The organism is Anaerobutyricum hallii (assembly GCF_900209925.1).
Classification (GTDB): domain Bacteria; phylum Bacillota; class Clostridia; order Lachnospirales; family Lachnospiraceae; genus Anaerobutyricum; species Anaerobutyricum soehngenii.
The window spans coordinates 358,973-385,848 of record NZ_LT907978.1; the positions used below are offsets into that span (position 1 = coordinate 358,973).

Here is a 26,876-nt window from a genome sequence, read left to right on the forward strand (position 1 = left end):
GACACCTATGGCATTTACACATTTACATGTGCATACGGAATACAGTCTGTTGGATGGATCTAGTAAGATTAAAGAGCTTTTGCCAAGAGCAAAAGAACTTGGAATGGATAGCATCGCTATTACAGATCATGGAGTCATGTATGGTGTGATTGATTTTTATAAAAAAGCAAAAGAAGTAGGGATAAAACCGATACTTGGATGTGAGATTTATGTGGCACCGGGTTCGAGATTTGATAGAGAACAGGCAAGAGGAGAGGACAGATATTATCATCTTGTTTTGCTTGCAGAGAATAATCAGGGCTATAAGAATCTGATGAAGATCGTAACCAGAGGATTTACTGAGGGATATTATTATAAACCGAGGGTAGACTATGAAGTGCTGGAGAAATATCATGAAGGTATTATTGCATTGAGTGCCTGCCTTGCAGGAGAGATTCCGAGTAGGATTTTAAAAGAGGATTTTGATGGGGCAAGAGCCGCTGCCAGAAAAATGCGTGATATTTTTGGAGAGAATAATTTTTTCCTTGAGCTGCAAGATCATGGTATTCGTGAACAGACGCAGGTAAATACCAGTCTTATACGGCTTTCAAAAGAACTGGGGATTCCGATGGTTGTCACAAATGATGTGCATTATATCAGAGAAGAGGATGCGATTCCACATGATCTGCTTCTTTGTATACAGACCGGAAAAAAGGTTTCGGACAAAGACCGAATGCGTTACGAAGGTGGGCAATATTATCTGAAATCCGAAGAAGAAATGCAGAAAGTGTTTCCGTATGCCAGGGAAGCGATGGATAATACTCATAAGATTGCCGAGCGATGTAATGTGGAAATTGTTTTTGGCGAACAAAAGGTACCAAAGTTTGATGTTCCGGAAGGATATGATGCATTTTCTTACTTAAAGGAGCTTTGTGAGACAGGACTGGTGAAAAGATATGGGGATCCGCCGCCGAAAGAGTTACAGGAAAGACTTTCCTATGAGCTTAGTACGATCAGAAATATGGGATATGTTGATTATTTTCTAATTGTATGGGATTTTATACGTTTTGCAAAAAGTCAGGGGATTGCTGTTGGACCAGGACGTGGAAGTGCGGCGGGAAGTATTGTTTCTTACTGCCTTGAAATTACGAATATCGATCCAATCAGATATCAGCTTATTTTTGAGCGTTTTTTAAATCCGGAGCGTGTATCTATGCCGGATATTGATATCGATTTTTGCTACGAGAGAAGACAGGAAGTTATTGATTATGTTTATGAAAAATACGGAAAAGATAAAGTAGTACAGATTGTAACTTTTGGTACGATGGCTGCACGTATGGCAGTGCGTGATGTTGGTCGTGTACTGGATATTCCTTATGCACAGGTAGATAATGTTGCTAAGATGATACCGATGGAACTTGGTATTACGATTGAAAAAGCATTGAAATCTAATCCGGAATTAAGGCAGGCATATGAGAGTGATGAGGTAGTAAAAAATCTTGTTGATATGTCAATGCGTTTAGAAGGATTGCCGCGGCATACATCGATTCATGCAGCAGGAGTGGTAATCGGTTCTAAGCCTTTGGATGAATTTGTTCCGTTGTCAAGAGGAGCAGATAATGTCATAACAACACAGTTTACGATGACAACGATTGAGGAGTTAGGTCTTCTGAAAATGGACTTCTTAGGCTTACGTACCTTAACGGTTATTCAGGATGCTGCCCGGATGATCGGACAGAAGCTGGGGCAGGATTTTAGCATTGATACAATTGATTATGATGATGCTAAAGTATATGAGATGATCGGGCAGGGAAAGACGGAGGGTGTGTTCCAGTTAGAAAGTGCAGGAATGAAGTCTTTCATGAAAGAATTAAAACCGACAAATCTGGAAGATGTAATTGCCGGTATTTCTTTGTATCGTCCGGGTCCGATGGATTTTATTCCAAAGTATATCAAGGGAAAGCAGAATCAGGATTCTATTCAATATACCTGTCCGGAATTGGAAGAAATCCTTGCACCGACTTACGGCTGTATCGTTTATCAGGAACAGGTTATGCAGATTGTAATGCGCCTTGCCGGATACACGCTTGGACGAAGCGATCTTGTGCGCCGAGCAATGTCCAAAAAAAAGGGTGAAGTCATGGCAAGGGAACGTCAGAACTTTGTTTACGGTAATGAGGAAGAAGGCGTCGAAGGGTGCATCCGGCGAGGAATTCCGGAAGAAACAGCAAATAAGATTTTTGATGAAATGATTGATTTTGCCAAATATGCATTTAATAAATCACATGCGGCTGCCTATGCAGTTGTTTCTTACCAGACAGCATGGCTGCGCTGTTACTATCCGGTAGAATTTATGGCGGCATTGCTTACTTCTGTTATTACGAACCCAAAGAAAATCACAGAATATATTAATACCTGTCGTGTGATGGGAATTTCCATCCTGCCACCGGACATCAACGAAGGGGAAGCAGGATTTTCTGTTGCCGGCGATTCGATTCGATATGGGCTTGCAGCGATTAAAAGTCTTGGAAAAAGCGTCATCGATGTAATGACGCAGGAAAGAAATGAAAACGGAAAATATAAAGATTTGAAAGATTTTATGGAAAGACTCACTTCCAAAGAAATTAATAAACGTACGATCGAAAATCTTATTAAGTCCGGAGCGTTAGACAGTTTTGGAAAAACAAGAAAGCAGCAGATGCTTGTGTATCCGGTCGTGCTTGAGGAGGTAAATCGGGAACGGAAAGAATCAATCAGTGGACAGATGTCATTATTTGACTTTTTCTCGGAAGAAGAAAAAAAAGAATATGAGATGCAATATCCTGATGTCGGAGAGTATGATGATGCACAAAAACTTGCGCTGGAAAAAGAAGTTCTTGGTATTTATGTAAGTGGGCATCCATTACAGAAATATATGGATTCTCTTGAAAAACAGACAACAGCGAAATCAACAGATTTTGAGCCAGATGAAGAAAGTGGACGTGCAGTCGTGAGGGATGGACAGCATTATGTTGTTGGTGGTCTTATCAGTAACGTCACTGCAAAGCTTACAAAAAATAATCAGAATATGGCTTTTGTCATGCTTGAAGATTTATACGGTACCGTAGAGATTATTGTCTTCCCGACGATATATCAAAATGTAAAGCCATATCTTATTGAAGATCAGGGTATTTATGTGAAAGGAAGAGCCTCTGTTTCTGAAGAAAGCGGAAAGCTGATCGCAGAATATATTGTTCCGATTGAACAGATTCCGAAGGAAGTCTGGATTCAGACAGAGAATATTGAAGAATTCACAGAAAAACAACAAAAACTATATGGAATTATCAGAAAACATCCTGGAAAAGATGAAATTGTTATTTTTTCCAAAAAAGAAAAGGCAATAAAAAGACTTCCATCATACGAAAATATTTCCGCAAAAAATGACGTATTTAGCGAGTTAAAATCACTTTTTGGTGAAAAAAATGTAAAGGTTCGCGAGAAGAGTATTGAAAAATCTGAAAAAAAGAGATAATATATGTAATCGTTAGGGAGTATACTTAGGGAATTATGAAATGGAGGTAACGTTAGATGAACAAGACTAGCGCAGTTCAGACAATTGGAATTTTAACAAGTGGTGGAGATGCTCCGGGCATGAATGCCGCATTAAGAGCAGTAGCCAGAACCGCATGGGCAAGAGGTATTGATGTAAAAGGAATTTATCGTGGTTACAGCGGACTGTTAAACGATGAGATTTTTGACATGAAGAAAGAATTCACATGTGATATCATTTCACGTGGTGGTACAGCTTTATTTACTGCAAGATGTGAAGAATTTAAACAGTTAGAGTATCAGGAAAAGGCAGCAGAGATTTTAAGAAGTCATAACATTGACGGACTTGTTGTTATCGGTGGTGACGGATCTTTTCGTGGAGCACAGAAGTTATCTGCACAGGGAATTAACACAGTAGCTCTTCCTGGAACAATTGACTTAGATATTGCATGTACAGAATATACAATCGGTTTCGATACTGCAGTGAACACAGCGATGCAGGCAATTGATAAGATTCGTGACTCATCTACATCTCATGAAAGATGTTCGATCATCGAGGTAATGGGAAGAAACGCTGGTTATATCGCATTATGGTGTGGTGTCGCTTCCGGTGCTGAGGATATCTTAATCCCAGAACGTTTCGATGGTAATAGACCAAAGCTTGAGAATGAGTTAATTGAAAGTATTCTTGAGAAGAAAGCACTTGGTAAGAAACATCACCTAATCATCAACGCAGAAGGTGTTGGACATTCTTACGGAATGGCTAAGAGAATTGAACAGGCAACTGGTGTAGAGACAAGAGCAAGTATCCTTGGTCATATGCAAAGAGGTGGAAACCCAACTGCAAAAGACAGAGTATATGCTTCTTACATGGGAGCTTTAGCAGTAGATCTTCTTTGCAGTGGTGCAACAAACCGAGTAGTAGGATACCGTAACGGTCAGTATATCGATTACGATATTGAAGATGCACTCGGAATGGCTAAAGATGTTGACCAGTATGAGTTTGAGATCGCTCAGATTTTAGGACGATAATATAAAGCTGAGTAGAACTTGGTAGACAGACGAAGAACCCCGTATATCTAAGAAGGAATTTTGTTCCGTTGCGTTAAACGTTCCATTCTGCCTGATAAAACAACCTTGCTCGAAAACGAGCTCGCAAGGTTACAGTCAGAATTCCACAACGCAAAGTCACAAAATTTCTTCTTGGATATACGGGGTTTTTCGTCTGTTTTTATTCAACCACGATAGATTCTCGATAAATCTTCTCGATATCCTCCCTTGTTAATTCAAAAGGACATGTTGCAAGTTTTGATGTGTTTTCCATCATACGTTCAACGTAAAATAAAACTTCTTTTTCTGTAAGAGTTACAATACCTAAAATTTCTTTCAGGAAGGCAGCAAAGTCATCGAGTGTTTCAAATCCTAAGAGGGAAAGGATTACGTCAACATCTTCTGGTTTATGCTTTGCATATATGCGAAGATAAGCAGCAAGGAAAATACCGCAGGCTTTTCCATGTGCCACTCCATTATGATATGTTACATCATAGCTTAATGCATGAGGAATAGAAGTTCCGGTCTGCGCAATTGCCATTCCTGCAATTGTGGAGGTAAGCATCAGCTTATCGGCAAGTTCCTCTGTAAGTTCATCCTCTGAACGAAGGAAAGGAATGATTTCTCCCCAGAGCTTTAAAGCATAGTTTGAAAACATTTGATTATATATGTTGGTCTGAATATTTACACGACTTTCAACTGCATGTGCAAGTGCATCTACACAGGTATTGATTAAAAGATTTTTACTTGCGGAAAGTAAATATTTACCGTCAACGAGTGCAAGATCAGGAAAAAGTTTGTAGGAAATACTTTTCTTTGTCTGTGTATCGTGGCGGGTCAGAACAGCAGCTGGTGTAATTTCAGAACCCGTACCGCAGGTTGTCGGAACAGCAGCAATCGGAAGAGCTTTTAAATCTTTTTCGACATAGAAACAGTCTCCGCTTTCTTCCGGATTAGCAATTAACAAAGCGATTGCTTTCGATGCATCTAGTGGGGAACCTCCACCAATACCGATAACGAAATCCGCTTTAAATTCTTTGCCGATTTCTGCAGCTTTTACGACAGTTTCAACGGATGGATTTTCCTCGATTTCATTAAAAACTTTATACGGAACGGAAGCCTCTTCTAAAACAGCAATGACATCATCTAATGAGCCATTTTTTTTAGAAGAACTGCGGCCGGTAATGACAAAAGCACGTGTTCCCAAAGCTAGTAAATCTTTTTTGTGATTTTGTATACAGTTTCTTTCTGCATAAGTGTTTGTTGGATCAAAAAAACGCATGATAAACTCCTTTCGCGGTTAAAATAATTACAAGTATGATTTTTTAATCGAAGTCGAACGGGTGACTTATGACTGAATTGTAGCATAAGAGGAAGAAGGATTGCAAATTTTCAAGCTTTTTTCAAGGTTTTTTCATATTTTCAGCTTGCAGTATTTGATGATTATGTTAAGATATACTGTGAGACTTTGTCTCGTCATTTAAAATGTAACTACACAGAGTCATATAGATCATATAGATATGTTTGATTTTGAATTCTGGACAGTTATTTTAAATTATAAAGTGTCAGAGGATACTGATAAAATTTTTAAAAATTAAGGAGGTACCAATGAAGAAGATATTAGCACCGTCTATTTTATCTGCGGATTTTGCCAATTTAGGCAGGGATGTTCTGGCTGCAATTGATGCTGGAGCAGAATACGTGCATATCGATGTTATGGACGGAATGTATGTTCCACAGATTTCTTTTGGAAATCCTGTAATCAAGGCACTTCGTCCATTGACAGATGCTATTTTTGATGCACATTTGATGATAGAGGATCCCGGAAGATATATTGAAGACTTTGCGAAAGCAGGCGCAGATATTATTACAGTACATGCGGAAACCTGTACACATCTTGACAGAGTTGTGCATCAGATTAAGGATTGTGGAAAGAAGGCAGCTGTAGCTGTTAATCCTGCTACTCCGCTTTCTGCAATTGAGTATGTTCTGCCGGAGCTTGACATGGTATTGGTGATGACTGTGAATCCTGGATTTGGGGGACAGAAATATATCCCTTACTGTGGAGAAAAGGTCAGAGCACTTCGTCAGATGATCACCGAGAAGAATCTTGATGTTGATATTCAGGTTGATGGTGGAGTGAAAGCTTCTAATATAGCGGAAATCGCAGAATGTGGCGCCAATATATTTGTATGTGGTTCTGCTGTATTTGAGGGAGATATTCAGAAGAATGTCAAAGAAATTTTGGAACAGATGAACAAGTAAAACAGGGGTAAAATTTTATTAAAAATTTAAGTAAATGAGAGGTAAATACTATGAGTGAGTGTACACATGATTGCAGCAGCTGTGGAGAAAATTGTGCAGAAAGAGAGATGAAACCGGAAGATTTTCTTGTAAAGCTAAGTCAGGGAAGTTCTGTTAAGAAGGTTATCGGTGTTGTATCCGGTAAAGGTGGTGTAGGTAAGTCTATGGTAACTTCTCTTCTTGCAGCAGCTTCTATGAGAGAAGGATTTAAGACAGCTATATTAGACGGAGATATTACAGGTCCATCTATTCCAAAGGCTTTTGGACTTTCCATAAATCTTGTAGGTAATGCAGATGGATTGATTCTGCCAGCAACAACAACTTGCGGAATTGATATTGTATCTGTGAACCTGATGCTTGCGAACGAAACAGATCCTGTTATCTGGAGAGGTCCGGTACTTGGCGGTGTGATCAAGCAGTTCTGGGGAGAAACATTATGGCATAACGTTGATTATATGTTTATCGATATGCCTCCAGGAACCGGTGATGTTCCACTGACTATTTTCCAGTCTGTTCCTTTAGATGGTATCGTTATCGTATCATCTCCACAGGAATTAGTTGGAATGATCGTAGAGAAGGCTGTTAACATGGCAAGAATGATGAATGTTCCTATTCTTGGTTTAGTAGAGAATATGAGTTATGTAGAGTGTCCTGACTGTGGCAAACAGATCAAGGTATTTGGAGAAAGCCATATCGATGAGATTGCAGCAGAGTATGCTGTTCCTGTTCTGGCTAAGATTCCAATGGATCCAACACTTGCTGCAGCCTGTGATGCAGGAAAGATTGAGTACGTTGAAAATAATTATATGAAAGATGCCATTGAGGTATTAAAGAAATTATAAAACGTCATGGAGGCGTAAATGGACAATAAAAATAATCAAAACGATAATCCAAACAAAAAGAAGAACATAAAATCTGCGATTATCCTGTTGGTCGTTTGTCTTGGAATTACTGCTCTCTTTACTTCTGTGATGAGCCGTTATAAAAACGGCTCCCAGAAGAAGATTTCGTATAGTAAGTTCCTTACGATGCTGGATAAGGGAGAGATTAAAAAAGTACAGGTCGCAGATCGTAAGATTTATATTGAACCGAAAACACAGCAGAATCCATTAATGAAGACAACATATTATACGGTTTTAATGAATGATGCATTGCTCGTCAATCGTTTAAAAGAAGCAGAAGATCAGAATAAGATCAGCTCTTATGAACAGCAGGACAGCAGTGGATCGAATGCGATTCTTTCTGTTATGGTTAGTTATGTACTTCCGTTTGTGCTGATTTATGGAATGATGTATTTCGTTATGCGTGGAATCGGCAAGGGCGGCGGTATGATGGGCAGCGTAGGAAAGAGTAATGCCAAAGTATATGTCGAGAAAAAGACAGGGGTTACTTTTGCAGATGTTGCTGGTCAGGATGAGGCAAAGGAAAGTCTTACTGAAATGGTAGACTTCCTCCATAATCCAGGTAAATATATTGAAATTGGTGCAAGATTGCCAAAGGGAGCATTATTAGTGGGACCTCCGGGAACAGGTAAAACTTTATTGGCAAAGGCAGTAGCCGGAGAAGCAAATGTACCATTTTTCTCATTAAGTGGTTCAGACTTTGTAGAGATGTTCGTTGGCGTTGGTGCTTCCAGGGTTCGTGATCTGTTTAAACAGGCACAGTCTATGGCACCATGTATTATTTTTATCGATGAGATTGATGCAATCGGTAAGAGTCGTGACAGCCGTTACGGTGGTGGTAACGATGAACGTGAACAGACGCTGAATGCCCTGCTTGCAGAGATGGATGGCTTTGATTCTTCAAAGGGTCTTGTTATTTTAGCAGCGACAAACCGACCAGAAGTACTGGATAAAGCACTTCTTCGACCGGGACGTTTTGACCGGCGTGTTATCGTAGAACGACCGGATCTTAAGGGACGTGTCGAGACATTAAAGGTACATGCAAAGAATGTTAAGATGGATGAGACAGTGAACTTTGACGAGATCGCTCTGGCGACTTCCGGAGCAGTTGGTTCAGATCTTGCGAATATGATCAATGAGGCAGCGCTTGCGGCAGTAAAAGCTGGCAGGGAAGCGGTATCTCAGAAAGATCTTTTAGAAGCAGTAGAAGTAGTTATTGCAGGTAAAGAAAAGAAAGATCGTATTCTTGGCGAAGAAGAAAAGAAAATCGTTGCTTACCATGAGGTGGGGCATGCGATGGCAATCGCTGTACAAAAGAATACAGAACCGGTTCAAAAGATTACGATTGTTCCAAGAACAATGGGAGCGCTTGGTTATACGATGCAGGTTCCAGAAGAAGAAAAGTACCTTATGAGCAAAGAGCAGATGCTTGGAGAACTTGTAACACTTTTTGGAGGGCGTGCGGCGGAAGAAGTTGTATTCCATTCTATTACAACAGGAGCTTCTAATGATATCGAAAGAGCAACACAGATTGCAAGAGCGATGGTAACACAGTACGGTATGTCTGAGAAGTTTGGTCTTATGGGTCTGGAATCCATTCAGAATCGTTATCTTGACGGACGGGCAGTAATGAACTGTTCCGATGCAACAGGTGCACTCATCGATGAAGAAGTAAAAGAAATGCTCAAAGTGGCTTACGATAAGGCGAAAAAGATTATTGAAGACCACAGAGAAGTTATGGACGAGATCGCAGAATTCCTGATTGAAAAAGAGACAATTACCGGTAAAGAATTCATGGAAATTTACAATAAATCTTTAAAGAAAGATGAACCGGAAAGTATTGAAGCGAATGTTGAAGAGGATAAGGAGAAAACAGAATTATCCGAAGCAGAAACGGTATCAGAAGAATCTTCATTAAAAGATGAGGAAAGTAAAGATATAGAAGACGTAGATGCGCGAAGTCAGGATGCACAGAAAGTTACCGAAAAGAAAGACAGAGAGGAAGTAAAACAGGAAGAGTAAATTATGTTTGATATTCAGGAAGAACTGAAAAAACTTCCGGCAAAGCCAGGAGTTTATCTGATGCATAATGCCAAGGATGAAATTATCTATGTTGGCAAAGCACGAATTCTTAAAAATCGTGTGCGTCAGTATTTTCAGAGCAGTTATAATAAGAGTGTAAAAATCCAGCACATGGTTTCTCATATTGCTTATTTTGAATATATCATTACAGACTCGGAGTTAGAAGCTCTGGTTTTGGAATGCAATCTGATTAAAGAACACCGCCCGCATTATAATACGATGTTGAAAGATGATAAAAGTTATCCATACATTCGTGTTACGGTGCAGGAAGATTATCCAAGAATTTTATTTTGCCGACAGGTAAAGAGAGATAAATCGAAATATTTCGGTCCGTATACAAGTGCGGGGGCGGTGAAAGATACAATTGAACTAATGAGAAAAGTATACAAAATACGGAGTTGCAGCCGGTCTTTGCCTAAAGAGATAGGGAAGGGCCGGCCCTGTCTTTATCATCAGATAAATCAATGTGATGCACCATGTCAGAATTATATTTCAAGAGAAGAGTATCGGAAATATGTGGATAAAGCCTTAAAGTTTTTAAATGGAGATGAAAAGGAAATCATAAATAATCTGGAAGATAAAATGAAGAAAGCGGCAGCAGAACTGGAATTTGAACAGGCAGCAGAGTACCGAGATCTGATTGAAAATGTAAAGCGAATCGGAGAAAAACAAAAGATTAATGATACCGGTGGGGATGACAGAGACATTATCGCACTTGCTAAAGCAGGAGATGAAGCGGTTGTGGCAATATTTTTTATTCGAAGCGGAAAGCTCCTTGGCAGGGATCATTTCCATATGACAGGAATCGGAGATAGCGAAAAACAGGAGATTTTAACGGATTTCATTAAACAGTTTTATGTTGGCACACCATTTATCCCGAAAGAAATATTAACGCAGGAAGATGTTCTTGATAAAGAAATTCTTGAAAAATGGCTTTCAGATAAGAGAGGGTCGAAGGTAAACTTTGCGATGCCGAAAAGAGGCAGTAAGCATCAGATGATGGAACTAGCCAGAAAAAATGCACAGAATGTGCTGGTTCAGGATAGCGAAAAGCTGAAAAGAGAAGAGCATCGGACGATAGGAGCAGTTCATGAATTAGAGCAGCTTCTTGGGATTGAAAACTTAAATCGTATGGAGGCATTCGATATTTCTAATACAAATGGTTATGAGAATGTCGCATCTATGGTTGTTTTTGAAAAAGGCAAAGCAAAAAGAAGTGATTACCGGAAGTTTAAAATACGGACAGTAGCGGGACCGGATGATTACCGCTGTATGGAGGAAGCGTTAGAGAGAAGATTTTCTCATGGTATCAGAGAGCAAAAAGAACGAGAAGAAAAAGGGCAGGATATGTCGCTTGGAAGTTTTACTCGTTTTCCCGATATTCTCATGATGGATGGAGGAAAAGGACAGGTAAATATTGCAGTAAAAGTTCTTGAAAAAATGGGGTTAAACATTCCGGTCTGTGGCATGGTAAAGGATGATTTCCATCGGACAAGAGGTCTTTATTATCAGAATGAGATTATTGATTTTCCAAAGAATTCTGAAGCGTTCCGCATGGTGACCCGTCTTCAAGATGAGGCACATCGTTTTGCTATTACGTATCATAAAGCTCTTCGCGGCAAAGAACAGGTACATTCTGTTCTCGATGATATCAAAGGAATCGGTCCGGCGAGAAGGAAGAGTCTTATGAAGTATTTTAAAGATATAGGAAAAATTAAAGAGGCTTCAGTAGAAGAACTTTGTAAGGCAGATGGAATTACTGAAAAAACAGCAGAAGAAATTTATCGCTTTTTTCATACGGCTACTTCTAAAAAAAATGGGGATGTGGTATAGTAGACATACGAGTGTAGATACTAACATTGTGAAAAACAGGGATGTATTCCCGGTACCTTTACTGTACAAAAAGATTCCGGGAGTATATCAGGAATGATACGGAGGAGATTATGTACAAAGTAAAACTTACAGAATTTGTAAAAAAGATGAACTTAAAAAGCCTGTTACCAGATATTGATACAGACGGTATTATGATCGAACAGTCAGGCGTTAATCGTCTTGCATTACAGCTTGCAGGTTTTTTTGAACATTTTGATTCAGAGAGAATACAGGTTATCGGTAATGTTGAGGCAGCATATATAAAGCAGATTCCAGAAGAATCAATCACCCCACTGTGTGAGAAGATTTTCAGTTTTAATATTCCATGTCTTGTATTTTGTCGTGGCTTAGAACCAATACCACAGATGCTTGATATGGCAGAGAAAAACGGTGTTCCAATCTTTACAACGGAGATGACGACATCAGACTTTATTGCGAATTCTGTACGCTGGCTGAGTGAGGAACTTGCTCCACGTATTTCTATTCATGGTGTTTTAGTTGATGTATATGGTGAAGGTGTACTCATTATGGGTGAGAGTGGAATCGGAAAGAGTGAGGCAGCTCTTGAACTGATCCATCGTGGTCATCGTCTTGTGTCGGATGATGTTGTTGAGATCCGTAAGATCAGCGATGATACTCTGCTCGGAACTTCACCGGATATTACAAGACATTTTATTGAGCTTCGTGGTATTGGTATTGTTGATGTGAAGACACTGTTTGGTGTGGAGAGCGTGATGTATAACCAGACAATTGATATGGTGATTCGTCTGGAAGACTGGAACAGAGAAGCGAATTATGACAGACTTGGTTTAGATGAAGAATATATCGAGTTCCTTGGCAACAAAGTTGTCTGCTATTCTATTCCAATTCGTCCGGGCCGTAATCTGGCGGTTATCGTTGAGTCTGCAGCAATTAATTATCGAGCAAAGAAGATGGGATATAATGCGGCACAGGAACTGTACAACCGCGTAACAGGAAGTCTTTCTAACAATACAGAAACAGAGAAGGACAAGTAATTTTTTGTTTGGGAATTTCTGGACAAAACTGTATATAGAACTTTTTTGTCCAGTAAATGTTCTGAAAGATGGCAAAAATGTTAGATTTTTTTGGCGTTTTATCTAAAGGGAGAAGAAAAGCTCCCTTTTATTTTGTGTTTTTTCCACATTGTACTTCCACACATTTTAGAGTATCATATAGTATGTATCTAAATATTGGATGCAACTATATCGTTGTCATATATGTTTTAGATAGGAGATATAGGAGATATTATGAATAAGGAATTCCTTCAGAGTTTGAGAGAACAGATTAAATCAGGAACAGTTACAGAGCAGGAGCCGATGAACAGGCATACGAGTTTTTCTATTGGCGGTCCGGCAGACGTTTTTGTTCAGCCGGCAACAAAGGAAGAAATCAAGAATGCGATTTCTTGTGCCAAAGAAGCAGGGGTTCCTTTTTTTGTTATGGGTAACGGAAGTAACCTGTTGGTATCCGATGAAGGTTTTCGGGGAATGATCATCCAGATAGGGAAGAACTTCCAGGAGATTTCTGTGCAGGATACAGTAATAGAAGTACAGGCAGGAGCACTCCTTAGCAGGACTGCGAGAGCTGCGTGGAATGCCGGACTTACCGGTTTTGAATTCGCAGCGGGAATCCCGGGAACTACAGGTGGAGCTGTCGCAATGAATGCGGGAGCATACGGTGGAGAGATAAAGGATGTTCTTCTTGATGCGCAGGTGTTAACGCAGGATGGAGAGTTCCTTACTTTGACGGCTGAAGAATTAGAGTTATCTTACCGTCACAGTTGTATTTTTGAGAAAAACTATGTTGTAGTATCTGCACGTTTTGCATTTGAAAAAGGAGATGCAGATCAGATCCGGGGAAGAATGGATGAACTGGCCAAAGCCAGAAGAGAGAAGCAGCCTCTGGAATTTCCGAGTGCGGGAAGCACTTTTAAAAGACCAGAAGGATATTTTGCCGGAAAGTTGATTCAGGATGCCGGATTAAAGGGATATACCGTAGGCGGTGCACAGGTATCTGAAAAGCACAGTGGTTTTGTAATCAATCGTGGAGGTGCCACAGCAGAAGAAGTAGTTTTTCTGATCAAGCAGGTACAGAAAAAAGTAATGAAACAGTTTAATGTTATGATGCAGCCGGAAGTCCGCTTTATCGGATTTACGGATACAGAGGTGAGAGAGTGAGATTTGTAATAGTTTCCGGTATGTCAGGTGCCGGAAAGAGTACTGCGCTGAAGGTTCTTGAAGATTTTGGGTTCTTTTGTGTAGATAATCTGCCAGTAGCATTGCTTCCGAATTTCGGGGAGATTGCGTCTGACAGACAGACCGAAGTAGATAAAGTTGCTGTTGGAGTAGATATCCGTAACGGAGAACAGCTTTCGAAGCTGAACAGTCAGCTAGATACATTGTGTGAACTTGGTATTGAATATGAAATCTTATTTCTGGATGCAGATGATGAGACACTTGTTAAAAGATATAAGGAAACAAGAAGGACACATCCTCTTGCAAAAGAAGACCGCATAGAAACGGGAATTGCAAGAGAAAGAGAGATGATTTCCTTTATTCGGGATAGTGCGGATTATATTATCGATACGACAACTCTTCTTACTAGAGAATTACGTCAGGAAGTGGAGAAAATTTTTGTCGGAACGGAAAGTTACGGCAACTTTATTATTACTGTGCTTTCTTTTGGTTTTAAATATGGAATACCGTCGGATGCAGATCTTGTATTTGATGTCCGCTTCCTTCCGAATCCTTATTATGAGCAGGCATTACGTCCACTCACAGGGAACGATCGCTCTATTCAGGAATATGTCATGAAGAATGGAGATGGAAGAAGATTTCTTGATAAACTGGAAGATTTAATGCACTTTCTTATTCCACGTTATCTTGACGAGGGAAAGAACAGCCTTGTGATCGGTATTGGATGTACAGGTGGAAAGCATCGGTCTGTTACCATAACGAATGGATTGCATGCAAGATTAAAGAAGCTTCCATATACTGTTCGTATGGAACACAGGGATATTGAAAAAGATGCCCGGACAAAAGGAAAGTAACGAATGGAAGGAGATAGAATATGTCATTTTCTTCTGAAGTAAAAGAAGAACTTTCTCATGTGGACGGTCATGAAATTCATTGCAAGATTGCAGAACTTGCTGCGATCATTGGTTTATGTGGAAGATTGCAGTGTGAAGAGGGAAGATATTCGCTGATTCTTCACACAGAAAATGTAGCGGTAGCCAGAAGATTTTATTCCCTGATTAAAGAAGTTTTTCATTTTCAGCCGGAAGTTTCCACTACACAGCATGACTACTTAAAAAAGAATCGCTTTTACATGATCTCGATCAAAGATTCTGCTCAGGCATTGAAGATTTTAAAGACAGTACAGCTTATAAATAATCTGGGTCAGATGGATGAAGAATTTTTTGTAAAAGATAATCCGGTGCTGCAGAGAACCTGCTGCCGCAGAGCTTTTTTACGGGGAGCATTTCTTTCTGCTGGTTCCATTACAGACCCGGAAAAGAATTATCATTTTGAGATTGCCTGTGTTTCAAAAGAGAAAGCAGAGCAATTAAGAGAATTATTTGAATTTTTTGGATTGGAAGCGAAGATTGTATTGCGGAAGAAATACTATGTAGTATATCTTAAAGAAGGTGCTATGATTTCGGACGCATTGAATATAATAGAAGCACATATCTCTTTGATGAAGTTTGAAAATGTACGTATTCTTAAAGATGTACGTAACTCAGTGAATCGAAGAGTAAACTGCGAAGCAGCAAACATAAATAAGACCGTTTCCGCGGCGAGAAAACAGATTGAAGATATTGAATATATAAAAAATACAGTTGGTTTAGAACGATTATCAGAGAATCTTCGAGATATTGCGTATGCAAGATTAGAAGAGCCGGATGCGACATTGAAAGAACTTGGTGAAAAGTTAAATTCTCCGGTAGGTAAATCAGGTGTAAATCACAGATTAAGAAAGCTGAGTCAGATAGCTCAGGATATTCGGGAAAAAGGGTATTTGTAATTTTTTTCAGTATTTGCTTCGGTAAGTCTGAAAATACTAAGATAAAATTCATTTATAGCAAAACAGGAGGTTAATATGATTTCAAAAGAGATGGAGATTAAGATCCCTTCGGGATTAGATCCAAGCACCATTGCATTATTTATTCAGATTGCCAGTCAGTATGACAGCAGCGTATATGTGGAGGTGAAAAACAAAAAGGTGAATGCCAAAAGCATTATGGGAATGATGACTTTAGGTGTTCCTGCAGGCGGAAAAGTTAATGTAGTTGCAGAAGGAAACGATGAGACAAAAGCAATTGAACATATAGGAAAGTATTTAAATAACGAACAGGAACAATAATTGTTTGACAAAAAAAGAATAAAAGAAGGATAGAATCACAGCTATATCTGTGGTTCTATCCTTCTTTTATTTTTGAAAACTTTTGAAAATTATTGTATTGGACGCAGACCGTAATATCCGTAAATGAGTCGTTCATCAAAGGAAATGAGTGTCCACTTACCATCTTTGATTCCAAAAACAATCTTTCCGGTTGTTTTTCTTTGTGGTCCGTTCTTTTTTGTTTCTTTGTACCAGTTCTTTAGATTCTGAGAAATATCAATCTTTTCAATCGTTGTCTGATCACTGCCTCCTAAAAGAGAAGAAATAGAGTTCTTAATGGATGTCCATAAGGAGGAAGTTCCATCGGTAATCTCTGATTTGATCTCATTGTAAATCGTTTCCGGTAAACTGTAAAAGTCAATATTTTTTGTTGTGACTGTAACAGTGCAGGAATTATAGGTTGCGGAGATATCAGTAATCTTGTAGGAAGCCTGTTCAACCATTTCATTACATAATGTATCAACATCAATACTGTCAATATCTACCAGAGAACCAAGTTGGCTGTCGCCAATATAAGTTTTTAACTGCTTCTTTACAAGTTCACGTACATTGGGTTCAGACTTTAAAGGTTCAGGTAAGTCAGATGGTGCGACATCGGAAAAATCCATATTTTTTGCATAAGTAAAAATCTGTTTTGTCGCATCCCGACATCCCTGCTTGACGCGGGAAATGTAGTAAAAGTATCCGCCGATTCCTGCTGTGATAATGCAAAAAATCAATAAGACAGCGATAATCGGAGCAAGGCGTTTCTTTTTATTCGATGTATTCTGGTTATCCTCTGCGTGTTCTACCGGATTATAAATGGCATTGCTTAAAGGAGTATGACATTTTTTACATATCTTTTCATTCTCAGTGTAATATGTGCCACAGTTTGGACAATTCATAATTCGCCCTCCTTCGTTATAGTATGTACTCTTACAAAATCAAGTATTAAAAAGTTTGAGAGTACATCAAGATTCCATAAGGGTTATGGTATTTAAAAGTATATGTATTTTTAGTAACTGTGTCAAGGTAAGACGTTTTTTGCGTTTTTCGATTTTTTCGTGTATAGATAGACAAAAATTGCTGAAAAAGTTACAATTACAATAATAAAAAATAAGAGAGAATCGTATAAAGTTAAGTGAGGACTCCGAGAGTACATATTTAAAAATAGGAGGAAGTAAGGTGCGAGTGAAAAAGATAATTTTATGTGTAGGCTATGTTAGTATAGCAGTCGTATTTGCCATAAGTATCGTACTTTTGTTTTACAGCAGAAACAAAAATGAAACTGGAAAAGCTAAAAGAACGATTGGCGCATCCTATATGACAATGAACAATCCGTATTTTGAGGTGATTAACGAGGAAATAAAAGCGGTTGTGGAGAATAAAGGGGATATATTAGAGACAAGAGATTCCGCTATGGATGCAGAGGTGCAGGCAGAGCAGGTAGAAGGCTTTATTGATGAAAAGGTAGATTGTATTTTAATTAATGCAGTAGACTGGAAGGCAATCGGCAGCTCCTTGAAGAAAGCAAAAAAAGCAGGTATTCCTGTTATTGCAGTGGATACCCTTGTTTATGACCAGAGCCTTGTCGATGGTATTGTTGTCTCAGATAACTATAAGGCAGGAGCACAGTGTGCCAAAGATTTAATGAAACGTAAAAAAAGGGGAAAGATTTTATTCCTTGTACAGTCGGAAAATAAATCAGCGCTTGACAGAATAAAAGGGTTTAAAGAAACACTAGAAAAAGCAGGATGGAACTATGAAAATATCGGGGATATAGAATGTAAGGGACAGTTAGAAGTTTCACAGCCTTTAGTAGAAAATGTTTTAACTAAAACAAAAGATATAGATGTAGTAATGGCGTTAAATGATCCAAGTGCAATGGGGGCGATGGCAGCACTTGATGCAGAACATATGTTATCAGATGTTCTTGTATATGGCGCTGACGGATCCCCGGAGGCGAAAACGATGATCTATAAAAATCAAATGACGGCGACAGCAGCACAGTCTCCGAGAATAACGGGAAAGAAAACAGTGGAGATGCTTTATAAAATCCTTGCCGGAAAGCCGGTGGAAAGCCAGTATATTGTTCCGGTCAGGCTCATAACAAGGGACAATGTAGAAGATTACAGCTTATCAGGCTGGCAGTAAAAGGGGGGAAGTGGTGGAATGGAAAAAAGAAAAGAGAATGCCAGATATCTGAATCAGTGTTTTACGATGATGGTATTACTTAACTGTATCATAGTTTTATTCCTTGCTTTTACTATTGTGCTGACCCAGTACAGAGTAGCTGCAGCGCAGGAAGCACAGCAGTTTATTGAAACACTTAAGGTAATGCCAGAAAGACCGGAACAGAAAATTATCATGGTCGTATTCTCATTATGTTTTTTATGCGGGATTATTTACTACAAAAGAAGAAATGAAGAAGAAGGAAAAGAGAAGGTTTTACTGTGGAATGTATTTGAAATTATTTTTCTGATCTTCGTATTGAAAGAGTTGGATATGACATATAATGGAGTGATCTTTCTTGTAGTAGCAGATATGCTTACTTATGTGGAAGACAGGAAGAATAAATTGATTTTTCTGTTTATTTCTTTTCTTTGTTATATGGTATGTAGTTATAATTTAGTTACAATGTTTATTCCTTTAAATTCATTTGAGACATGGGTGGCCTTTTATGATGGAGCAACAGAAAGCCTTTTTCTTGGAGTAAAGACCATATGTGAGATATTGAATATGATATTATTTCTTGTATACATTGTGATTCTTATGATGAAAGACAGGAGAGAACGGGAGAGGATACAGCTTTTAAATGCACAGCTTCAAAAGGCAAATGAACAGCTTCATGAATTTGCACAGGAGAAGGAGCTGATGGGAGAGACGAAGGAAAGAAATCGTCTTGCCAGAGAGATTCACGATACATTAGGTCATATTTTAACAGGAATATCCGTAGGAATCGATGCAGTACTTGTTCTCATGGATATTGCGCCGGATAAAGCAAAAGAACAGTTAGAAGGAATCGGAGATACTGCAAGAAGAGGTCTTCAGGATGTGCGACGCTCCGTCCGAAAGCTAAAGCCGGATGCGTTAGAGAGAATGTCATTAAATAATGCGATTCATCAGATGATAGAAGATATGTCAAAGGTAACAAATACGAAAATCTATTTTGTGTCCTATATGGAAGAACTGAAATTTGAAGCCGATGAAGAAGAGGTCATTTACCGCATTATTCAGGAAAGCACAACCAATGCGATACGACATGGAAAAGCAACAGAGATATGGATCCGTATCAGCGAAAAGGATGAGGAGCTAACGATTATTATCAGTGATAATGGCTGTGGATGTGAAGATATCAAGGAAGGCTTTGGATTAAAACATATAAGAGAAAGAGTAGAACTGTTAAATGGTGAAGTGAATTATCAGGGATTAATCGGATTTACAATGATAGCAAAGATTCCGATTCGAAATAAGATAATGGTAGAACAGGACACGAAAACACATACAGAAGAAAGGAAAGAATATGATTAAAGTATTAATAGCAGACGATCAGGAATTAATTCGAGAAAGCTTAAAAATTGTTCTTGGGGCGAATGAGGATATGGAAGTAACCGGTACGGCGGAGAATGGGGAAGAGGTACTTTCTCAAGTTAAAAAGGAGAAGCCGGATGTTATTTTGATGGATATCCGTATGCCTGGAATTGACGGAGTAGAATGTACTCGTCTTGTAAAGGAAAGATATCCGGATATTTATATTATTGTTCTTACAACATTCGATGATGATGAATATATCTTTGGTGCCTTAAAATATGGAGCCAGCGGTTATCTTTTAAAAGGAATTTCCATGAAAAATCTTGCTGAAGCGATTCGAACAGTTGTGAGTGGAAAGGCTATGATTAATCCGGATATTACAGATAAGGTAGTAAAACTGTTTAATCATATGGCGCAAGGCAGCTATTCTATTCAGGTAGATAATGCACTGACAGAAGAACTTACAAAAACAGAATGGAAGGTTATTCAAAAAATCGGCTGTGGAATGTCTAATAAAGAAATCGCATCCGAACTGGCACTTTCCGAAGGGACAGTCAGAAATTATTTAAGTTCTGTTTTGAGCAAGCTTGAATTAAGGGATAGAACACAGCTTGCTATCTGGGCAGTGCAGACCGGTGCAGTCAACAGATACATATAAGGAGCAAGGTGATGGAAGATATAAAACTGAAAAAAGGGACGGGAATTCTTTTTATAATGGCGGTGCTTTTTATCAGCAGTCTGTTATATTTACGCTATTGGGATCAGGATGTTCTCCGGGTAGGTATCTTCTACGGAAGTAACTGGGAAGTTCCGGGAACAGTGCATTATGAAATACTTGATAAAGCAATGAAAAAGTTTAAATCAAAATATCCAAATATAAAAGTAGAATATGAAAAGGGAATACTTTCTAATGATTATTCAGAATGGTTATCTGAACAGATTTTAAAAGGAGCAGAACCGGATGTATATCTTGTTCTCGATGAAGACTTTCATACGCTGGCATCACTTGGAGCTTTGAAAAATCTGGATGGTGTAATTAATGTGGATAAAGAATTTAAAAAGGAAGCGTTTTATTCTTCTGTATATAAGGCTGGTCAGTATGAAGACAGCCAATACGCACTCCCGATGGAATGTAATCCAACGTTAATGTTTGTAAATAAGACCCTTTTACAAAAAGAAGGAATAAAGGTTCCAGATAATGATTGGACCTGGGATGATTTTTATCGTATCTGCGAGAAAATGGCGAAGGATTCTGATGGTGATGGACAGATTGATCAATTTGGATATTATGATTATACATGGCTTCAGGCGGTGTATTCAAATGGAATAAGTCCATTCAACAAAAAAGGAACATCGTCAAATTTCTTAGATGAAAGATTTTCGCAGTCACTTGAATTTGTAAAGCGCCTGGAAGAGACAAATAGGAATTATCAGGTTACATCAAATGATTTTGATTTAGGAAAAGTGGCGTTCAGACCATTTACATTTTCTGACTATCGCACATATATGCCATATCCATGGCGGATTAAAAAATATTCCAGTTTCGAATGGACCTGTATTAGAATGCCTGCCGGTCCATCCGGAGATAATCGTTCGGAAATGAGTGCGCTGATGGCAGGAATGAGTTCAAGAACTGGAAAGAAACAGGCAGCCTGGGATTTTATTAAGATGCTCACAACCGATGAAGATATTCAAAGCCTTATCTATGAAGATACTTCTGCAGCATCGGTATTAAAATCAGTAAACACTTCAAAAAGTACAATGAATCTGCTGAATAAAGATACTCCGGGAGACAGTATAATAGATATGTCTCTTCTTGATACAGTGATTGATACAGGTGTGATTCCCTATCGCTTTAAAGACTATACAGAAGCATATGAAAAAACAGATAATCTTATAAAAGGTTATGTGAATGAGAAGGACGACAGCAGTACGTTTTTATTCCAAATGAAGAATCAAATCGATGAAATTCTAAAAAAGTGACAAATGTCATATAAAGATATGACAAATACAAATCGATATCAATGACATTCGTTAGATGTATAAAATGCATCATTTTGTTATACTTTAATCACAAACAAAGCAAGCCATTAAAAAAGAGAGAAAGGGCAAAGCGAGAGGAGGAGCAAAAGTAATGATTTATACGGTAACTTTTAATCCGGCTTTAGATTATGTTGTATTTCTTGATGACCTGAAATTAGGAGATGTGAATCGTTCCACAAGAGAATCTATTTTCTATGGAGGAAAAGGAATCAACGTATCTACGATTTTGAATACGCTTGGTCTGGAAACAACCGCTCTTGGTTTTATCGCAGGCTTTACAGGAAAAGCAATTGAAGATGGATTGGCATCACAGGGAATTCATACAGATTTTATTCATCTTCCAGAAGGCAATTCCAGAATTAATGTGAAAGTAAAACATGGTGATGAAACAGAGATCAACGGGCAGGGACCGGTAATTACCGATGAAGCAATTAATGGACTTTTTGCAAAACTGGATACTCTTACAAAAGAGGATATTCTTGTGTTAGCAGGAAGTATTCCAAACACATTACCAGAGGATATCTATGAAAAGATTCTTGCAAGACTTGAATCAAAAGGAATCCGTGTAGTTGTGGATGCGACAAAAGACTTACTTCTTAATGTTTTAAAATATCATCCGTTTTTAATTAAGCCAAATAACCATGAACTTGGGGAAATGTTCGGGACAGTCTGTAAAACAGATGAGGATATCGTACATTATGCAAAGAAGCTTCAGGAAATGGGAGCAGTTAATGTATTGATTTCTATGGCAGGAGACGGAGCCATTCTTATCACAGAAGATGGACAGAATATTAAGATGGGAACACCGAAGGGCAAAGTAGTAAACTCCGTTGGTGCAGGAGATTCTATGGTGGCAGGATTTGTCGCAGGTTATCTTCGTGGCGGAAGCTATGAAGAAGCATTAAAGAGCGGTACAGCAGCAGGAAGCGCCACTGCTTTTTCTGAGGGACTTGCATCTCTTGAAATGTACGAAAAAATGCTGAAACAGATCAGCGAATAGTTTTAATTTTTTAGAGAGGAAAAGATTATGAGAATTGTCGATTTGTTAAAAAAAGAGGCAGTTGTTCTTAATGCAGATGTAAGCGAAAAAGAACAGATGCTTGATTTACTCGTTGACCTTCATAAAAAAGTTGGAAACATTGAAGACAAAGAAGCTTTTAAAGCAGGAATCATGAAAAGAGAATCAGAAGGACCGACTGCAATCGCAGAAGGTATCTGTATTCCACACTCAAAAAATGATGCAGTTATTAAGCCGGGTATCGCAGCAATCACAGTACCAGGTGGTGTAGATTGTGAGGCACTTGATGGGGAACCATCCAATCTCTTCTTTATGATCGCAGCTCCGGCAGAAGGATCTGATGTTCACTTAGAAGCATTATCCAGATTATCTACGATTTTAATGGATCCAGCTTTTCGTGAAAAGTTATTATCTGCAAAGGATGTAGAAGCTTTCCTTGCAGCAATTGATGAAAAAGAAACAGAAAAGTACGGGGAAGAAGATAAAGCTGCTCAGGTAGAAGAAGCGGCAGCGGAAGTTCCGGCAAAGAAATCTGGATATCAGGTACTTGCAGTAACAGCATGTCCTACCGGTATTGCGCATACTTATATGGCAGCAGAAGCACTTGAAGAAAAAGGTAAGGAATTAGGAATTTCTATTAAAGTAGAAACAAACGGTTCCGGAGGAGCAAAAAATATTCTGACACAGGAAGAAATTGATGCCTGCGACGGAATTATCATTGCGGCAGATAAAAATGTAGAAATGGCTCGTTTTGACGGTAAACCAGTTATTAAAGTAAAGGTTTCCGACGGTATTCATAAATCTCAGGAATTAATTGAGAGAGCAGTAAAAGGTGACGGACCGATTTATCATCATGAAGGTGGAAAAGCAGCAAGCACATCTTCAGATGGAGATGAAAGCTTTGGCCGTCAGATTTATAAACATCTGATGAATGGAGTTTCTCATATGTTACCATTCGTAATCGGTGGTGGTATTCTTATTGCGATTGCTTTTCTGTTAGATGATTATTCTATTGATCCTTCTAACTTTGGTATGAACACACCGGCAGCAGCATTCTTTAAGACAGCAGGTGGTGTGGCATTTAACTTTATGCTTCCAATCCTTGCAGGATTTATTGCAATGAGTATCGCAGACCGCCCAGGTTTAATGGTTGGTTTTGTAGGTGGTTCTGTTGCAAGTGCAGGAACAACATTTGCTTCTTGTTTTAATCCGGATGTTACAGTAATTTCCGGTGGTTTCCTTGGAGCATTATTTGCAGGTTTCTTAGCAGGTTACCTTGTATTAGCATTAGAAAAGATTACAGAGAAAATGCCAGATTCCATGGATGGTCTTCGTCCGATGTTAATTTACCCGGTAGTTGGATTATTATTGATCAGTGTGATCATGTTCGCAATCAATCCATTCTTCTCTTGGTTAAATCAGTTACTTGCTGATGCATTAAATTCCTTATCAGGAGCAAACAGTATCTTACTTGGAGTTATTCTTGGTGGTATGATGTCCATTGATATGGGTGGCCCATTTAATAAGGCAGCATATGTATTTGGTACAGCTTCCTTAGCATATCAGACAGAGGCAGGTTATATGATTATGGCAGCCGTTATGGTAGGTGGAATGGTTCCTCCGATTGCCATTGCAATTTCCTCTTGGGTATTTAAAAATAAATTTACAGACAATGATAGAAAAACAGCACCAGTTAATGCAATCATGGGTCTTTGCTTTATCTCAGAAGCAGCAATCCCATACGCAGCAGGAGATCCCCTCCACGTTATTCCTTCCTGCGTAATCGGTTCTGCAGTAGCCGGAGCGTTATCTATGGCGTTTAAGTGTACATTGATGGCACCTCATGGTGGAATCTTCGTATTCCCTGTAGTCGGACATGCATTAATGTATATCATAGCTTTATTAATCGGTTCTATCGTTGGAGCAATCATGTTCGGACTTTTAAGAAAACCGATAGAAAGCAAGTAATTACGTTGTATGTTGTTCAAAGTTAATTCCCTAAATTTAGTTGCTATAAATGAATAAAAGAAGAAATCCTGGATGCAGTTCTTGTATTCGGGGTTTCTTCTTTTTTTGCCATTTATTGACTTTCTTGCGCAAAAAAATTATAATACAACTATAGCTATGTAAAGGAATTACAGTAGGCATATTTGAATATATTGATATATAGATGCCTGTTTTGAAAAGAAACTGAAAAGAGGAGGGAACGGCATGAGATATGAAATCAGCGAAGTTATAAAAAAAGACCAGGTTATGGAATTGGTTTTTGGTAATTGCAGTAAACCTAAAGATTTACTGGGGCGGCATTTTATTATGGAAGGACAAGTTATCTCTGCCTATCATCCCGATGCGGTAAAGATGGAAGTTATTTCAGAAGATGGGAAACACTATCCGATGGACACCGTAGAAAGACAGCCGGTATTTTCGTTGTTTCTTCCGCACAAAAGACCTTTTTATTATCAGATACATATGACATTCCATGATGGTAATACGTATATCTGTAATGATCCCTATAGTTATGAAGGACTGATTACCGAAGAAGAGGAAAAAATGTTTTCAAAGGGAATCTGGACTGAGGTATACCATAAGATGGGGTGTCATAAAGTGAAGCTTGGAGATACCGAAGGAATGTATTTTGCAGTATGGGTACCGGGCGCTAAACGTGTCAGTGTCGTTGGAGATTTTAATTTCTGGAACGGAATGCTGTATCCAATGCACAAGATGGAGAATTCTGATATTTTTGAGTTGTTTATTCCGGGACTTTCCTGTGGGCAGTTTTATAAATTTGAAGTGAAAAATGCACAGGGGGAGATCACACAGATGGTTGATCCTTATGCCGTTATGAATGAGGAAAAAGAGAGCGGTGCCTCAAGAATGTTTGATCTTAAGCGATTTCACTGGGAGGATATGAGATGGCTTTCTGAAAGATATCGAGGAAATGTTTTAAAAAGACCTATGTCTGTTTGTGAAGTACGGATCAGTGAATTGGATTCTCCGGATGAGAAGGTACAGGAAACTGTACAGGATATGGGACATACGCATATTTTACTTCGTGGAACATCAGAAGGAGAAAAATTTGGGGCGCATAAAGGCTTTTTTGAACCGGCTTTTTATGGGAATACACCCGATACAATGCGCTTTTTTGTTAACCGTTCGCATAAAAGAAATATTGGAGTTTTGTTAGAAATATCACCGGAATATTTAAGGAGAGCAGTGGACCTTTTTGAAAAGAAAAACCCGCAGGCCTTAAATTATCTTCTTGCAAATGTTCTTTTCTGGATCCGGGAATATCATATCGATGGATTTGTATTTCGAGGATTACGTGAAGGTGCTGCTGATTTTTTAACAAAGGCCAAAGAAATAATTAAAAAAGAAGACAGTAATATTTTATTTATCGGAGAGCAGACAACGGATAAAAATCTGAAAAGTTTCTTTGATTTCGAATGGAATCTGGAAATAAAGGCGGGAGTAGATAAGTATTTAAAGGCAGATATTCATAACAGGAAGAAAGAATATTTTCAGTTGTCACAGCCACTGATGAACGGAGATTTTTCTCATGCGTTATTATTACTTAATAAAGAAATTAGTATAGAGAAAAATAATCTTTTTAAAGATTCTTTCATTGACAAGAAGGCTTCTTGTGATTATGATAAGTTAACAGGAGTCAGGATGTCTTATGGTTATTTGATGGGAGTTCCAGGAAGAAAGGCATGGGACTTGCATTCACATGAGAATATTTCTTCACAGGAATATGTGAAGTCACTGCTTCGGATTTATCAGGAATATCCTGCCCTTTATGAGTACGACCCAATGCGTGCTCCTTTTGAGTGGATTAATGGGATGGATGCAGAATCTTTCGTTTTAAGTTTTATAAGAAAGTCGCCATCCGGAAGAGATAATCTGCTGTTTGTATGTAATTTTAGTGAAGAGGAGAAGAAACATTATCGGGTCGGCGTTCCGAAAAATGGTAAATATACTTTGATTTCTAATAGTGATGCGGTAGAATTCGGTGGCGAAGGCCGCGGAGAGCATCAGGAAGTGAAAGCCGTTTCGGAATGCTGGGATTTAAGACCATATTCGATTGAAATATCCGTACCGCCTCTGGCAACGTTGATTTTTAAGTTTTAAAGGGTTTTAATATATACATTTCAGTAAAGAAAAAGAAA

20 protein-coding genes are annotated in these 26,876 nt (G+C 38.7%); 18 read left to right on the forward strand and 2 right to left on the reverse strand.

Features of this window, described 5'->3' with window-relative positions; translation table 11 throughout:
* Positions 1-7 precede the first annotated feature (7 nt).
* The gene (locus EHLA_RS01555; RefSeq protein ID WP_096239054.1) at positions 8-3,490 is read left to right on the forward strand and encodes a DNA polymerase III subunit alpha; all 3,483 of its coding nucleotides are present in this window, start codon (positions 8-10) and stop codon (positions 3,488-3,490) included.
* Between the two features lie 56 nt (positions 3,491-3,546).
* Positions 3,547-4,539, forward strand: a complete 993-nt coding sequence (pfkA, locus tag EHLA_RS01560) for a 6-phosphofructokinase (protein ID WP_096239055.1) — start codon at positions 3,547-3,549, stop codon at positions 4,537-4,539.
* A gap of 199 nt (positions 4,540-4,738) precedes the next feature.
* On the opposite strand, the gene EHLA_RS01565 is transcribed toward pfkA, so the two are convergent.
* Positions 4,739-5,839 carry an iron-containing alcohol dehydrogenase family protein gene (locus EHLA_RS01565; protein ID WP_096239056.1) on the reverse strand — a complete coding sequence of 367 codons (1,101 nt, stop codon included), beginning with the start codon at positions 5,837-5,839 and terminating at the stop codon, positions 4,739-4,741.
* Between the two features lie 326 nt (positions 5,840-6,165).
* Between EHLA_RS01565 and rpe the strand changes: the two genes are divergently transcribed.
* The 9 genes from rpe to EHLA_RS01610 all read left to right on the forward strand — a co-directional run bounded on the left by rpe (position 6,166) and on the right by EHLA_RS01610 (position 16,100).
* Positions 6,166-6,822: a ribulose-phosphate 3-epimerase gene (gene rpe / locus EHLA_RS01570; protein WP_096239057.1), complete on the forward strand. Its 657-nt coding sequence runs from the start codon at positions 6,166-6,168 to the stop codon at positions 6,820-6,822.
* A 50-nt stretch (positions 6,823-6,872) separates the two neighbouring features.
* Entirely contained in the window at positions 6,873-7,703 is an 831-nt protein-coding gene (locus EHLA_RS01575; protein ID WP_021907411.1) for an Mrp/NBP35 family ATP-binding protein, read from the forward strand.
* A gap of 18 nt (positions 7,704-7,721) precedes the next feature.
* Positions 7,722-9,785 carry an ATP-dependent zinc metalloprotease FtsH gene (gene ftsH / locus EHLA_RS01580; protein WP_096239058.1) on the forward strand — a complete coding sequence of 688 codons (2,064 nt, stop codon included), beginning with the start codon at positions 7,722-7,724 and terminating at the stop codon, positions 9,783-9,785.
* Between the two features lie 3 nt (positions 9,786-9,788).
* The gene (gene uvrC, locus EHLA_RS01585; protein ID WP_096239059.1) at positions 9,789-11,678 is read left to right on the forward strand and encodes an excinuclease ABC subunit UvrC; all 1,890 of its coding nucleotides are present in this window, start codon (positions 9,789-9,791) and stop codon (positions 11,676-11,678) included.
* A 110-nt stretch (positions 11,679-11,788) separates the two neighbouring features.
* A complete protein-coding gene (hprK, locus tag EHLA_RS01590; RefSeq protein WP_096241521.1) occupies positions 11,789-12,733 on the forward strand; it encodes an HPr(Ser) kinase/phosphatase in 945 nt (314 codons plus the stop codon).
* A 252-nt stretch (positions 12,734-12,985) separates the two neighbouring features.
* Positions 12,986-13,915 carry a UDP-N-acetylmuramate dehydrogenase gene (murB, locus tag EHLA_RS01595; RefSeq protein WP_096239060.1) on the forward strand — a complete coding sequence of 310 codons (930 nt, stop codon included), beginning with the start codon at positions 12,986-12,988 and terminating at the stop codon, positions 13,913-13,915.
* Entirely contained in the window at positions 13,912-14,787 is an 876-nt protein-coding gene (gene rapZ, locus EHLA_RS01600; protein ID WP_096239061.1) for an RNase adapter RapZ, read from the forward strand. Before murB ends, rapZ begins: the two co-directional genes overlap by 4 nt.
* Before the next feature lie 20 nt (positions 14,788-14,807).
* Complete coding sequence (whiA, locus tag EHLA_RS01605) at positions 14,808-15,761, forward strand: DNA-binding protein WhiA (protein WP_096239062.1); 954 nt, start codon at positions 14,808-14,810, stop codon at positions 15,759-15,761.
* Between the two features lie 75 nt (positions 15,762-15,836).
* Positions 15,837-16,100 (forward strand): HPr family phosphocarrier protein, encoded by a 264-nt coding sequence (locus EHLA_RS01610; RefSeq protein WP_096239063.1) that lies wholly within the window; start codon positions 15,837-15,839, stop codon positions 16,098-16,100.
* A gap of 89 nt (positions 16,101-16,189) precedes the next feature.
* On the opposite strand, the gene EHLA_RS01615 is transcribed toward EHLA_RS01610, so the two are convergent.
* Positions 16,190-17,023, reverse strand: coding sequence for a hypothetical protein (locus EHLA_RS01615; protein ID WP_096239064.1), 834 nt, complete (start codon positions 17,021-17,023; stop codon positions 16,190-16,192).
* 286 nt (positions 17,024-17,309) lie between these two features.
* Here EHLA_RS01615 and EHLA_RS01620 point away from each other — a divergent pair, with 286 nt between their 5' ends.
* The 7 genes from EHLA_RS01620 (at position 17,310) to EHLA_RS01650 (ending at position 26,838) form a co-directional block, all read left to right on the forward strand.
* On the forward strand, positions 17,310-18,272 hold the full coding sequence (locus EHLA_RS01620; RefSeq protein ID WP_123864829.1) for a sugar ABC transporter substrate-binding protein: 963 nt from the start codon (positions 17,310-17,312) through the stop codon (positions 18,270-18,272).
* Positions 18,273-18,290: 18 nt separating this feature from the next.
* Positions 18,291-19,649, forward strand: a complete 1,359-nt coding sequence (locus EHLA_RS01625) for a sensor histidine kinase (RefSeq protein ID WP_096239066.1) — start codon at positions 18,291-18,293, stop codon at positions 19,647-19,649.
* Positions 19,642-20,307 carry a response regulator transcription factor gene (locus tag EHLA_RS01630; RefSeq protein WP_096239067.1) on the forward strand — a complete coding sequence of 222 codons (666 nt, stop codon included), beginning with the start codon at positions 19,642-19,644 and terminating at the stop codon, positions 20,305-20,307. The genes EHLA_RS01625 and EHLA_RS01630 overlap by 8 nt, the downstream gene beginning before the upstream one ends.
* An 11-nt stretch (positions 20,308-20,318) precedes the next feature.
* Entirely contained in the window at positions 20,319-21,632 is a 1,314-nt protein-coding gene (locus EHLA_RS01635; protein WP_096239068.1) for an ABC transporter substrate-binding protein, read from the forward strand.
* 151 nt (positions 21,633-21,783) lie between these two features.
* Positions 21,784-22,692, forward strand: a complete 909-nt coding sequence (gene pfkB / locus EHLA_RS01640) for a 1-phosphofructokinase (protein ID WP_096239069.1) — start codon at positions 21,784-21,786, stop codon at positions 22,690-22,692.
* Positions 22,693-22,719: 27 nt separating this feature from the next.
* A complete protein-coding gene (locus EHLA_RS01645) occupies positions 22,720-24,678 on the forward strand; it encodes a PTS fructose transporter subunit IIABC (RefSeq protein ID WP_096239070.1) in 1,959 nt (652 codons plus the stop codon).
* Positions 24,679-24,921: 243 nt separating this feature from the next.
* Entirely contained in the window at positions 24,922-26,838 is a 1,917-nt protein-coding gene (locus tag EHLA_RS01650; protein ID WP_096239071.1) for a GlgB N-terminal domain-containing protein, read from the forward strand.
* Positions 26,839-26,876: the final 38 nt, after the last annotated feature.